This is a genomic window from Rhizobium sp. YTUHZ045 (assembly GCF_051124255.1).
GTDB lineage: Bacteria > Pseudomonadota > Alphaproteobacteria > Rhizobiales > Rhizobiaceae > Rhizobium.
The window spans coordinates 13,211-26,600 of the sequence record NZ_CP101434.1; the positions used below are offsets into that span (position 1 = coordinate 13,211).

Annotated in this window: 8 protein-coding genes; 4 read left to right on the plus strand and 4 right to left on the minus strand. The window is 62.8% G+C overall.

Annotation, left to right across the window (positions count from 1 at the left end; all coding sequences use genetic code 11):
* Window positions 1-33 precede the first annotated feature (33 nt).
* On the minus strand, window positions 34-2,115 hold the full coding sequence (gene pbpC, locus NMA58_RS27245) for a penicillin-binding protein 1C (RefSeq protein WP_434714637.1): 2,082 nt from the start codon (window positions 2,113-2,115) through the stop codon (window positions 34-36).
* Window positions 2,112-7,583, minus strand: coding sequence for an MG2 domain-containing protein (locus NMA58_RS27250; protein WP_434714638.1), 5,472 nt, complete (start codon window positions 7,581-7,583; stop codon window positions 2,112-2,114). Before NMA58_RS27250 ends, pbpC begins: the two co-directional genes overlap by 4 nt.
* Before the next feature lie 198 nt (window positions 7,584-7,781).
* Between NMA58_RS27250 and msrA the strand changes: the two genes are divergently transcribed.
* Window positions 7,782-8,477 (plus strand): peptide-methionine (S)-S-oxide reductase MsrA, encoded by a 696-nt coding sequence (gene msrA / locus NMA58_RS27255; protein WP_434714639.1) that lies wholly within the window; start codon window positions 7,782-7,784, stop codon window positions 8,475-8,477.
* A 51-nt stretch (window positions 8,478-8,528) separates the two neighbouring features.
* On the opposite strand, the gene NMA58_RS27260 is transcribed toward msrA, so the two are convergent.
* Window positions 8,529-9,068, minus strand: coding sequence for a L,D-transpeptidase family protein (locus tag NMA58_RS27260; protein WP_434714640.1), 540 nt, complete (start codon window positions 9,066-9,068; stop codon window positions 8,529-8,531).
* A 284-nt stretch (window positions 9,069-9,352) separates the two neighbouring features.
* On the opposite strand from NMA58_RS27260, the gene NMA58_RS27265 reads away from it, so the two are divergent.
* Entirely contained in the window at window positions 9,353-9,793 is a 441-nt protein-coding gene (locus NMA58_RS27265; RefSeq protein WP_434714641.1) for a response regulator, read from the plus strand.
* A 13-nt stretch (window positions 9,794-9,806) separates the two neighbouring features.
* Here the strand turns inward: NMA58_RS27265 and NMA58_RS27270 are convergent, their stop codons facing one another.
* Complete coding sequence (locus NMA58_RS27270; protein ID WP_434714642.1) at window positions 9,807-10,511, minus strand: TetR/AcrR family transcriptional regulator; 705 nt, start codon at window positions 10,509-10,511, stop codon at window positions 9,807-9,809.
* 251 nt (window positions 10,512-10,762) lie between these two features.
* Between NMA58_RS27270 and NMA58_RS27275 the strand changes: the two genes are divergently transcribed.
* On the plus strand, window positions 10,763-11,962 hold the full coding sequence (locus tag NMA58_RS27275) for a multidrug effflux MFS transporter (protein WP_434714643.1): 1,200 nt from the start codon (window positions 10,763-10,765) through the stop codon (window positions 11,960-11,962).
* A gap of 128 nt (window positions 11,963-12,090) precedes the next feature.
* Entirely contained in the window at window positions 12,091-13,380 is a 1,290-nt protein-coding gene (locus tag NMA58_RS27280; protein WP_434714644.1) for an MFS transporter, read from the plus strand.
* Window positions 13,381-13,390 lie beyond the last annotated feature (10 nt).

Sequence of the window (13,390 nt, forward strand, 5' to 3'; positions counted from 1 at the left end):
TTTTCCAACGGTTGTCGGACTAATTTGGTTCCTTCAGTCGATGAAAACGCCGACACTTGCGGCGCGTCCGGCTGAATCGATGACGGTCAGTTTCGAATAGCCGCCGCCGTCGGGCAGCCATTGCTGGGTGCGCCGGCGCGAGAGATCGGGCAAGGGCTTGCCGTTGGCAAGCCAGCGGAAGGGCGCGCGGCCACCTTGCAGCTTCAACAGCAGCGGCGACAGGTCGCCCGCTTTCGCGCCGAGATCGATATGAGCGCCCTCGGGCGGATAGACGATCAGCGGCGCTGGCTCGCGGCCGGAAGCGACGAGCAGGCCGCTGGCATTCAGCGCAAAACGCCGCTGGCTGATCGGCAGCTCCGACTGAGCGATGCGCACGGCGCCTGCCGGCGGGCGGGGCAGGGGCGTGGTGGCGATGCCGGATTTGGCGAAAGCCTCGAACAGGATCGGCGCGGCGGTGCCATAGCCGGTCAGACCGGGCACGGCGCTGTTATCGGGCCGTCCGACCCAGACGCCGAGCACATACCGGCCGTCATAGCCGACCGACCAGGCGTCGCGATAGCCGTAGCTCGTCCCGGTCTTATAGGCGATGCCGCGCTGCGGCGCGCTGGCGGGGGGAATGACGCCGGAGAGGATATCGGCGACGTTCCAGACCGCGACCGGTTCCAGCAGCGGTTCACCGTCGAGCTTGCCCGGTGTGCCGGTGACACCGTCGCCGAGCCGTGCCGGCTGGCCGCGGTTGGCGAGCGCAGTGTAAAGCTGCACCAGATCCTTCAGCGTGATGCCGACGCCGCCGAGACCGATCGCCAGTCCGGGCGTTTCATTCGGCGGCAGGGCCGGACGCACTTCGGCGCGGCGGAAGCGCACCAGCAGCCGCGACGGCCCGACGGCGTCAAGCAGCTTGACGGCCGGCACGTTCAAGGAGAGCTGCAAGGCCTCGCGCACGGTGACATCGCCTTGGTAGCTCATGTCGAAATTGCGCGGCCGATAGCCGAAGAAATCGGCCGGCCGGTCTTCGATGATCGTCTCCTGGGAAACGAGGCCCTGCTCGAAGGCAAGCCCGTAGATGAAGGGCTTCAGCGTCGAGCCCGGCGAGCGGTTGACGCGGGTCATGTCGATCCAGCCGGAGCGGCTGGCGTCGAAATAATCAGCCGAGCCGACTTCACCGACAATCGCGCCGGTCTGCGCATCCGCCATCACCATGGCGAGTGAAAGCTTCGGCCCTAGCTTCGTCGTCGCTGCGCGCGCCACGGATTCCAGCCCCTGCTGCACCTGCTTCTTCAACGTCGTCTGATGCTTGAGGACCAGAGGCTCCTTGCGCAAAGCGGCTTCGCCGATATGGGCGGCAAGGGCAGGCAGTTGCAGGCGCCGCGGGGGAATGGCGACCGTTTCGGCCCGTTCCGCCTCGCCGTCGCCGATGGCCTCGGCCACTGCGACGCGGTCGAGCACGCGCTTGCGCGCCTCCTGCGCGGCCTTGAGATTGCGGTCCGGCCGACGCCGTTCCGGCAATTGCGGCAGGGCGACCAGCAGCGCCGCCTCGGCCACTGTCAGGCGGCGCGGCTCCTTGCCGAAATAGGCAAGGCTTGCGGCGCGCACGCCCTCGAGGTTGCCGCCATAGGGCGCATGCGTCAGATAGAGGTCGAGGATCTCTTCCTTCGACAGCCGCCGTTCGATCTGCACGGCGCGTGCGAGCTGCAGAAGCTTTGCTGAAAACGAGCGTTCGGCGCGCGGCTCGATCAGCCGGGCCACCTGCATCGAAAGCGTCGAGGCGCCGGAGACGATGTGGCCGTTGCGGACGAACTGCAGGCTGGCGCGCCCGAGCGCCCAGATATCGATGCCGCAGTGATCGTAGAAACGCTGATCCTCATAGGCAACAAGCATGCGCAGAAATTGCGGATCGACGTCGGCGACCACAGTCTTCAGCCGCCAACGGCCCTCCGGCGTCGCGAAAGCGCGCAACAGCTGCCCATCGGCATCCAGCACCTCGGGTGAAACCACAGCCGCCTTGTCGAGCGGCGGCGGAAAGGCGCGGTCGGCGGCGTCGAGCACGAGGAGAGCCCCGCCGGCAAGAAGGATGCCGGCGGCGGAGCCGATCGCGAGCTTGTGCCACAGCCTCATTTTTGCGCTGCTACGACCTCCATCTTGCCGGTCGCCGTGCGGGCCGAAAGCTCCGGCCGGTACATGTCCTCGACGCTTGCCGCCGGATGGTCGTAGGTGCCGGGGGTGACGGCGCGCACGACATAGGCGACGTTGAATTCACGCTCGTCGCCCGGCGCGCGGTTGAAGGCGGCGACAAAGCGGTCATAACGGAACTCGGTATGGGCGGCTGATATTTCGCCGATCCAGTCGAAATTCGTCATCTGGGCGCTGTCGACGAGATTCGGATTGTCGATCTCGAAGCCGGCCGGCAGAAGGTCGGTGATGACGATGCGCGATTGCCAGTCATTGGTCTCGCGCACGTGGATTACGACCACGTAGCGCTCGTTCTGCTTCGCCTCGCTGATATTGGCCCCCTCGCCGTCAAGCGTGTAATAGCTGCGCTCGATGAAGAAGCCGTCGCCGCCGGCCGGCAGCGGCACGGTGGGGGCGGCGACTGTGGTGACGACAGCGGAGACGGAGTCGTTCGTCTGGTTGGTCAGCGTCAGCGGATGATCGGCGAGCGCATCGCCGGTCATGCGTGCCATATAGGCGCCGCTGTGGGCGGCGCCATTGACATCGATCTTCAGACCGTCATCACCGCCCTGGAGGGCGCGCGCGGCAAGCAGCATCCAGGCCTCTTCCTGGGTGCTCTTATATTTGCTGCGGCCCCATTCCTTGGCAACGGCCTTGGCGAGATCCGGGATGACAGGCGGTACCGGCCGGCTTTCGGCGGCGAGCGCCAGGATCGCCGCACCGTCGCGCAGGATCGTGCCGTAATCGGTGCGCGACAGGTTGACGCGCGACACCATCGATTGCTGCGACATCTGCAGCGCGTCGATGAAAATATTCTTGGAACGCTGGGCGTCGCCATAAAGCGCCAGTGCGGCGGCGATATGCGCCTTGGCAAGCGGCGTCGGGAAGTCGTTGATCATCGTGTCGGCATAATAACGCAGATCGCTGATCGCGGCCTTCTTGTTGCGGGCGAGAACATAGATGGCATAGGCGATCTGGTCGCCCTGGCCCTTGATGTCGGTGGTGTAGGAAAGCGTGTTCTGCAGGTTTTCGAGCGCCTGCACGAAGGCCTTTTCCGGGACGTCATATTTCATTTCGCGGGCGCGCGTCAGGAAATCGGTGACGTAGGAATCGAGCCAGACGTCGCCGGAATCCGGACCCCAGAGGCCGAAGCTGCCGGCAGAGGCCTGGTAGGAGAGCACCCGATAGATCGCGTCCTGCACTCTGCTGTGAACGTCGTCATCATTTTCGATGCCGGCCTGTTTCGCCACTTCGGCGAAGTAGAGCAGCGGCAGCGCCCGGCTGGTGGTCTGCTCGGCGCAGCCGAAGGGGTAGCGGTCGAGCGTCATCAGCAGCGCCGGAATGTCGAAGGCCGCCGAACGGGTGACGTTGACGCTGATCGAGGCGCCGGGCAGCACGCTGTCGGCCAACAGGTTCTTGTCCACCGTCAGCTTGGCGCCCGGCTTCAGCGCCAGCACCCTGCGTTGGGTGATCGGCAGGGATGAGGGGCGCACCGGCACGTCGATGACCTGGTCGAGTGAAAGGCCGGAGGCGTCCGAAAGGTTGATCGAGACGCTGCCGGCGCCCGGCTGATTGCCGATGAGCGAAAGCGTCAGTTCGGATTTCGCGCCGGCTTCGAGGCGGATCGTCTGCGCGGCGGATGCTGCTTCGATGCCGACTGCGTCGTTGCCGGTCAGCTGCAGCTTGTAGTCGCCGGCCGGCGCATCGGTATTAGCGATGTCGAGGCGCAGTTTGGCCTTGTCGCCGGGAGCGAGGAATTTCGGCAGGCTCGCCGTCACCACCACGGGATCGCGGATGATGACGTCCTTGACGCCGTGGCCGACGCCAGTCTTCGACCAGGCGACTGCCATGACGCGCGCCGTGCCGTTGAACTGCGGAATGTCGAAGGAGACCTTCGCCTTGCCCTCGGAGTCGAGCTTGACGGGGCCGGAGAAGAAGGCGACGAGCTTCTGCGTCGGCGGGCTTGCCTGCAGCGCAATGGCGCCACCGTCGCCGCCGCTCCTGAGCTTGCCGGTCGCGCCCAGCGAGCCGTCGATCAGCCTGCCATAGAGGTCGCGGATCTCGAGACCTAGCTGACGCTGGCCGAAGTACCAGTCTTCGGGGTTCGGCGGTTCATAACGCGTCAGGTTGAGAATGCCGACATCGACGGCGGCAACCGTCACGTAGGCATCCTCGTTGGCGCCGGCGCCGGTTACCTGCAGGCCGATATCAAGCGGCCCGCGCGGCAGCATCTTTTCCGGCGTATCGATCTTTACCGCAAGTGCACGCTGTTCGGGATCGACCTTCAGCCATTTTATGCCGATCGAGCGCATCGGCATGTGGCTGTCCTGCGCGTCGCCTGGGCGGAAGAGCGTCGCCGTGACATAGGCGCCGGCGCCCCAGTCCGCCGTGACCGGGATGTCGATCTCGCCGCCGGTCTCGCCGATCGTGGCGTTCTCTACGGCCACGAGCTTTTCGGTTCCGGCCGTCACCATCAGTTCGCCGCCATAGCGCGACGTGATTTTCAGCTTGGCTGTTTCGCCGATCTTGTAGCTGTCCTTGTCGAGGGCGATTTCCAGGCCATCCGGCGTTTCGGTCGAGGTCGAGGCGACGAACCAGCCGGCGTCGAATTCGACGCTGGACGTAGGGCCGTCGGCATCAGGGCTTTCCACTTCGAGGCGGTAGCGGCCCCAGGTTACCGGCACGGAAATCTTGCCGCCATCCATCGTCGCGTCGACGCTGCCGTTGGAAACCTGCTCGGCGGTATAGACCGGCTCGTATTTCCAGGCCGTCCCTTCGCGGTACCATTGGTATTCGCGGTTGAGGCTGTAGAACTTCCAGCGCAGGTCCTTCATCTCCTGCTTCTGTCCGTTAGCATTGACGCCGATCACCGTGAAATTGGCGATGGAATTCTCGGGCAACTCGTCGGAAAATTCCGGCTTGATACCGATCGAGGCGCGCTCGTTCTTAACCGGAAGGACAAGCGAGCGCTCGATGGCACGCCCGCCTGCTTCCTGCATGCGTATATAGACGGTGGCGTTGAGCAGCTGCGTCGTTGCCGGCAGGTCGCCGACGGTGAGGTCCGTCGAAGCTTCGCCGTTTTCGTCGAGTTCCGGCAGTCCTTCGATCGGTAGACGCGAATCCTCGTTCGCCTCCTCGTCGGCAAGCCCGAAGAGGTAGCCCTTATAGGCGGCGCTCTCACGCGTGGGCTTGACGACGACGTCGCCCTCGAGCGTCAGGCCGACGGCCGGCGCGCCATAGAGATACTTGCCTGAGATGGTGATGTTCGCCGGCGTATCCGGGCCGATCTCCTTGGCTTCGGTTTTGATCTCCATGTCGGTGCGATCGGGCACGAAGTCGTCGACGAGGAAACTTTTGCTGGCGATCGCGCTGCCCTTCGGATCGGTGTAGATGTTCATCGTCCAGGTGCCGCGCATGGCGTTTGCCTGGGTGGTGAAATCGACGGAATAACCGCCGAGATTGCTGGTCTGGCTGACGATCCGGCGGTCTTCGACGCCATCAGGGCGGCTGAAGATGAAAGTCAGCGGCAGATTCTCGATGGCGTTGCCGTCGGTGTCGCGGGCAAGCGCCTGAGCGTGGACCGTTTCACCGGCGCGATAGATGCCGCGTTCGGTAAAGGTCAGCACGTCGATCGCGCCGGGTGAGGCGCGGCCGGTGACGCCGCGGTCGGAGAGATCGAAGCCGGCGCGCGTCATGTCGAGGAAGACGTAGTCCGAGGCGCCGTTTTTCGCGGTGATGACGGCGGGCGTCAGGGCCGCCGTGCCGCGGATGAGGCCGGCAGTGAAGGTGGCGCGGCCGTTTTCGTCGGTGGTGGCGGTGCCGAGCACTTCATTGTTCTTAGCAAGCAGCTGCAATTCGACGCCCGATATCGGCTTGGCCGAGGCGAGCGAACGGGTAAAGACATTGAGCCCGTCGGTGCCGGCATAGGTGGTGACGCCGATGTCGGAGACGAGGAACCATTGCGTCGCCTGCGAATCCCACTCCTGCGTCGGTCCATTCGGCGCCGTCGCCGTCATCACGTAGATGCCGGGCTTGCGCTCGGGCAGCGCCTCGTCGACGGGGAAGCTGGTGATGATGTCCTTGTTGAGCTCGTTGGCGATGTCGATCGAACCCTGCCAGACGAGTTCGCCGCTTTGATCCTCGATATTCTGGGCGCTGTAGCCGTCGAGCTGGCTCAGGAACTGCGAGTTGGTCAAGAGCGGCGCGATGGCGCGATCGCCGATACGGTAGAGCTTGAGATTGGCGGAAGTCAGGTTGACCGAAACGATCGGGATGCCGCGGCGCGCCGTCGAGGGCAGCACGAAGCTGTCGCCGGTGAAGCGCACCATCTGGGTGCGGTCCTTGATATAGACGTCGATGGTAACAGGTGCATCGAGCGTCTCGTCGACCGATGACGGCAGGCCGTTGCGGAAGGCGATCTTGTAGGTCTGGCCGTGCGTCAGGCCCTCGACGCAGATCTGCTTATCCTTGGTTTCGACCGCCTTTGGCGCCTCGCCGTTCAGCGTCACGAAGGGCGTGTAGTCGGTGGTCTTGATTAGCGCCTCCGAGAAGGTGACGCAGGCCCGCGGCGTGGCGCTGTCGGCGTCGACCGTGTGTTCGGTGATGCGGAAGCCCTGCGTCGATTTCAACTGCAGGTAAGCCGCCTGCACATCCTCGGAGGCAACCAGCGCCAGACTCGCCTTGTAGGCGTTGAGCGCCGCGCGGTAATTGGCGTTTCGATCCAGGGCGTCGGCGAGGACGGCGAGCGCCTCAGCGCGCTTGGGCTTGGTGCGCGTCAGCTCGTAGCCGTTCAGCGCGTCGAGCACGGCCTGGCCTGATGTGTTGGTCTCGGCGCTACCGAGCGAAGCGGCGGCGCGGGCGGTTTCCAGCCAGAGATCGGCGTCGTCAGGGGTGATCGACAGCGCGCCATGGAAGGACTTCAGCGCGTCGGCCAGATTGTTGCCGGTGAGATCGATGCGGGCATTGGCCGTCAGGCTGTCGACGCCCTGGCCCTGCTGGTCGTCGGCGAGCGCGAGATTGTCCTTGAAGTCGTGAGCCTGCTGAATGAGGTCGTTGCTCAGGAAGCTCAGACGCGGCGCGGCGCCGAGATCCGGCTCCTGCTTGGCTGATGTCTCGACGATCTTGCCGGCGACGGCGCCGGGGAAGGCGTTCATCGTCTTGAAATCGGACTTCAGGAAGCACCATTTCACCTTGGGATTGTAGGTGAAGGCCTTGCAGCTCTTGTCGCCGATGCAGGAGGTCTTGCATTGATCGAGCGAGACGTTCTGTTCGGTGCGAAGATCGAAGCCGAAGAAATCGGCATCCTTGATCGTCTGGATGTCACGCTTGGTCTCCGCAGCGGCGACCGGAAGACCGACGGCGATCGCGGAAAAAAATGCGATGGTGGCGAAAGCAAAGAACGAGCGCACGGACATAGGTTCCCCCCGGAATGCTGGCTCAGATCGGCGGCACTCTCCTCACTCCTCACGAGATTGTCAACTCAACTTGAGCGCTGTTTCGCCTTCAAGCACACGCTTTCATTTAGTTGTCACATCGGCGTGAGTGAACGTCTTGTGATTTGCCGCTTTTACAAGGATGAGCAAGGATTTGAGCGACCCTCAGGAGGTAGCGCGATGCCCATCTCTTCCAACCTTACCTCGCTCCTCGTCACTGTCGTCGTCTCGCTCGGTGCGGGCATGGCATGTGCCGCTGAGGAAGCGGTCGTCATTCCGCCGCCGACCATTGACGAAACCGCCGGGTCCGCTACTGAAACCGCCATTTTCGCCGGGGGATGTTTCTGGGGCGTCCAGGGCGTCTTTCAGCATGTGAGGGGCGTCGAGAGCGCCGTTTCCGGTTATGCCGGCGGCGAGGCTAAAACGGCACAGTACGAAACCGTCAGTACCGGTTCGACCGGTCACGCAGAGGCCGTCGAGGTGAGGTTCGATCCGAAGAAGGTGAGCTACGGCAGGTTGCTGCAGATCTTCTTCTCGGTGGCCCACAACCCGACGCAGCTGAATTTCCAGGGACCGGACCGGGGCACCCAGTACCGCTCGGCGCTGTTCGTCACCGCTTCCGAGCAGCGAGAGGTGGCCGAGCGCTATATCGATCAGCTCGACAAGGCGCACGTCTTCCCGCAGCCGATCGTGACCAAGGTGTCCGAGGCCGCCGGCTTCTATCCCGCCGAGGCCTATCACCAGGATTTCCTGACGCGCAATCCGACCTATCCCTATATCGTCAACAACGACCTGCCGAAGATCGAGAATTTGAAGTCGCTGTTTCCCACCGACTACCGCAGCCAGCCGGTGCTCGTCGGGAAGACCAAGGGCTGATCTGAGCCTGCTCGGTTTCGGGGTCGATGCCGGTGAACCGACCGCAGCCGCTTAAGGCATGATGTCGATGGGCGTATGATCGGGAACGCGAGCCCAAATATCGCGCATTTCCGCATCGGTCACCGCAATGCAGCCATCCGTCCAGTCCCACAGGCGATGGATCCATCCGAGCAGGCCCCAGCCATTGGGCAGCCCGTGGATCATGATGCTGCCGCCGGGCGGATAGCCATTGACTTCAGCCTCATGCTGCTCATTCGGATTCGGATAGGAAATGTGCAGGCTGAGATGCGCCACGGATTTCGGATTGCGCCAGTCTATCTCGTAGCGCCCTTCCGGTGTTTTCTCGTCGCCTTCGCGTTGCTTGGGACCCGCATCGGCAGCACTTCCAAGGGAAATCTGATAGGCCGAGATTGCAGCGTCGCCTCTGAAAAGGACCATGCGGCGTTCGGACTTGTAAACGCGAATGAGGTCGGCGCGTTGCTCCGGAGGTGCATCCGCGGGCGGCAAGCCCGAGCCGATTCTGGCCATCACTTTGGTATAGGCGAACAGGCTGACGGCCACGATGAAAAGGACGATAAGTTTGGTTCGCAACGTGATCCTCAATCGCCCAAGCCGATGGAATAATCTGATCGTATCATTGCCCGCTCTCATCCAGAAGTAGGCAGGTAAAATTCAAATGATTAAGCGGCGGGTTTTGTTTTTGCGGCTTTTCCTGTTAAGAATTTATAAACGTTAACAACATGTTAAATGGCGAAAATCGCGTTCCACCGCGGAACATATCGCCAGGTTCCCCGTTACGACAATGAGTTTCGGCAGGGACAGACTGCCGAAGCGGCTCCTTCTTTCGAAGTATATGCGTAACAAGAGGACGGATCATGGCCACCAATGTCGTGCGGCGCTACCAACAAGATGATCTCATGAAGCAGAGAGTGTTGATCGTCGAAGATGAATTCCTGATCGCGCTCGATCTCGGCGCGACGGTGGAAGGCATTGGGATGCAGGTCGCCGGCCTTGCGAATGACCGCGAACAGGCGCTGCGGCTGGCGCCGTCCGCCGATATCGCCTTCGTCGACGTCAATCTCGCCGATGGCCGGACCGGGCCTGAGCTCGGCAGGCGGCTGGCGGAAGAGCATGGTATCGCCGTCGTCTTCATGACGGGCAATCCCGAGACCGTCGCCGACGGCGTCAAAGGAGCGGTCGGCGTCGTCCAGAAGCCGGTGATGCCTTCGCTTGTCGAACAGCTGTTGAAATATCTTGCGGCGCGCCGTGTCGGCATGTTTGCGGTCGTGCCGGCGCAGATGACGGTTTTTAGGTGATCACAGGGTGTGATCAGCCTGGTATGGCCGCGAGCTGCGGCTCTCCGCCGGCTTTTTCGGCTTTCGGCCTGCCATAGGCCTTCAGAAAGGTCCGCACCGCATTGCGTGCCGCCTTTTCCAGTTCTTCATTGCTGGGTGTGCCGCCGAACAGCGTCATCATCTGCAGGTCTGCATTGGCGAGCGCCACGAACTGCCGGGCGGCGACGTCGAAATCATCGATAGCCAGCGCCTGTTTGTGGGCAAGCCGCGCCAGAAGCGCGGAAAGCGCAGTGGTCAGTTTGCCCGGCCCCTGCTGGCGCCAGCCTTCGAAGAGGTGCGGATATCGCTCGCCTTCCGTCTGCACCAGTTTGCGCAGGAATTTTCCGTCATGATTGCAGATGCAATTTTTGTTGAGGCGCACGGCAAACGCCGTCAGAGCGTCCTCCAGATCGTCGGCGCTGTCAGGAAAAGTCGACAGCACGGAAAAGAGCATGGCGTTGGCGCGGTTCATCACATCCTCGACCACGGCGACGAAGAGCGTCTCCTTTTCACGGTAGTGATTGTAGATCGTCTGGCGGGACACACAAGCGACGGCGGCGATCTCGTCGATGCTGGCGGCTGCAAAACCCTGGCGGCAGAAGACATCGGCGGCGGCGTCGAGGATCGACATACGCTTGGCGCATTGTCCACGCTGCGTATGCCCCATCATCCGGACTGCCGGTGTCATGCTATCTTTCATCGAGCGAAGATAAGACGTCTTGACGATTTAGACAATGGCGTCTAATTTTACAGGCGTGTCCAAATTTATTGACACTCTTGAGTTCGTTGCTGGAGATCTCCCAACTTCATCTTCGCGCGAACGATCATCATTGAACCCAGCGCATCGGCGCGAAAATCGCACTGATTTTCGGAGAGCAGGATGCGTCGATTCCAAAGAGTGCGGAGCGACGATCCGGCGCTTCCGCTGCGCTTTTACGAAAGATTACCATTATGACGGCTTCCTTCTTTCGCATTGCCCTCATTCTTGGCCTGTTGTCGGCCATCGGTCCCTTTGCCATCGACATGTATCTGCCTGCGCTGCCCTCCATCGGCCAGGACCTGCATGCCGATAACAGCGTCACCCAGCTGACCCTGCTCGCTTTCTTCATCTCCTTTGCGCTTGCCCAGCTCGTCTACGGGCCGCTGTCGGACATGTGGGGCCGCAAGCTGCCGCTCTATCTCGGTATCGGTCTCTTCGCAGTCGCGTCGATCGGCTGCGCTTTTGCGACCGATATCGAAACGCTGATCGCCTTCCGTTTCGTCCAGGGCATCGGCGGTGCCGCCGGCATGGTCATTCCGCGCGCCATCGTCCGCGACATGCACACCGGCGTCCAGGCCGCGCGGCTGATGTCGCTGCTGATGCTGGTCTTCTCGATCTCGCCGATCCTGGCGCCGCTGACCGGTAGCGCCGTCATCGAGCTCTCAGGCTGGCGCGGCGTATTCTGGGCCGTGACCGGCGCTGCGGTGATCGGCCTCCTCCTGCTTTCCACCCAGCTTGAGGAAACCCGCCCGGGCGAGGAGCGAAACGGCAGCGGCCTCGGCAGCGCCATGAAGGCCTATCGCCTGCTGCTCGCCGATCGCAATTTCCTGACGCTGACCTTCATCGGCGGCCTCGGCATTTCGAGCTTCCTCGTTTATCTCGCCAACTCGCCCTTCGTGCTGATCCAGCATTACGGGCTGACGCCGACCGAATACAGCCTCGCCTTCTCGATCAATGCCGTCTCCTTCTTCGCGGTATCGCAGGCAACGGGCTGGCTCGGGGAGCGTTTCGGCCTGGTGCGCGTCATGCGGATTGCCGTCAGCGCCTTTGCGCTGGCCATGATCGTCATGGCTGTGGTGATGGCTGCAGGCTTCAACCAGCTGCCTGTTATGGCGACCTTCCTGTTCATCGGCTACGGCTTCCTTGGCCTCGTCATTCCGACGAGCGCGGTGCTTGCGCTGGAGGAACACGGCGCGATCGCCGGCACCGCCTCGTCGCTGATGGGCACGCTGCATTTCGTCATCGCCGCCGTCGCCATGGTTATTTCAAGCCTGTTCTTCGACGGCACCGCCGTTCCGATGGCCGCCGGTATTGCGCTTTGCGCCTTCTCGGCCTTCGTGCTGACGCAGGCGACGATCGGCCGCCGCGGCGCCGTTGCCGCCGCCGAATAACGGAAAACTGGCTGCACCCGGCAGCGGGTGCGGCCCCGCCATCTTCCGGGAAAGTACAACGAGCGATTGATTATCGGCGATCTGCACTATCTACGCCTGACGATGCGTTGTGATACCGGAGGATGAGGATGGTCGACGAGAAGCGGCTGATTTCGAAAATCACCTGGAAGCTGATGCCCTTTCTCGGCATCCTCTATCTGATCGCCTATATCGACCGGCAGAACGTCAGCTTCGCCAAGTTGCAGATGGTCGATGCGCTCGGGCTGAGCGAATATGCCTATGGCCTTGGCGCTTCGCTCTTCTTCATCGGCTATTTTCTCTTCGAGGTCCCGAGCAATCTCTTCCTCGACAGGCTCGGCGCGCGGGTCTGGTTCGCGCGCATCCTGGTCTCCTGGGGGCTTGTCACCGTGGCGCTCGCCTTCACGCAGAACGCGACGATGTTTTATATCCTGCGGTTCCTGCTCGGTGTCTGCGAAGCCGGTTTCTTCCCTGGCGTCCTCTACCTCCTGACGCTCTGGTTCCCTTCGGCCTATCGCGGGCGGATGGTCGGGCTGTTCATGATCTTCAGCGCCATCGCCAATGCCGTCGGCGCACCGCTCGGCGGCGTGCTGCTTGATCTCGATGGCCTTTATGGCTTTGCCGGCTGGGAATGGGTCTTCCTGGCAACTGGCGTGCCGGCCGTCATTGCCGGCGTCGTCACCTTCTTCTATCTTCCCGGCCGGCCGGAGAGCGCAGGGTTTCTCAGCCGTGAGGAGAAGGAGTGGCTGCAACGCCGGCTCACTGCGGAAAATGCCGGCATGGGCGAAAATGCCGGAAACGGTTTCAAGGCGCTTGTCGATCCGCGCGTCCTGCTGATGGCGCTCTGCTATATCGCCTTTCCGCTGTCGGCCTATGGCCTCAGCTATTGGCTGCCGACCATCGTCCAGGTTTTCGGCGTCAGCAACACGGTCAACGGCTTCCTCAACATCATCCCCTGGCTGCTGGTCGCCGTCTCGCTCTATGCCATTCCCGCCATGGCCGACAAGGCGCAATCGAAGACGCCCTATATCGTCATCCCGGCCTTCATCGGCGCTGCCTGCCTGCTGCTGTCGGCGCTGATCCCGAACCATACGGTGCAGTTCGCCTTCCTCTGCGTCGCCGCCGCCGGGATTTTCGCGCCCCAGCCGGTGTTCTGGAGCCTACCCTCGCGTTTCCTGAAAGGGGCGGGTGCGGCGGCCGGCCTTGCCGCCATTAACTCGGTCGGAAACCTCGGCGGCTTCGTCGCCCAGAACGTCGTGCCCTGGATCAAGGATGAGAGCGGCAGCACGGTCGCGCCAATGTTCTTCCTGGCCGGCTGCCTTGCTGCCGGCGCCCTGATGGTCTTCGTCGTCGCACATCAGCTGGCGAGCCGGGAGCAGTCGGCGCCGAGCCGGGCCTGAAATCGGCCCT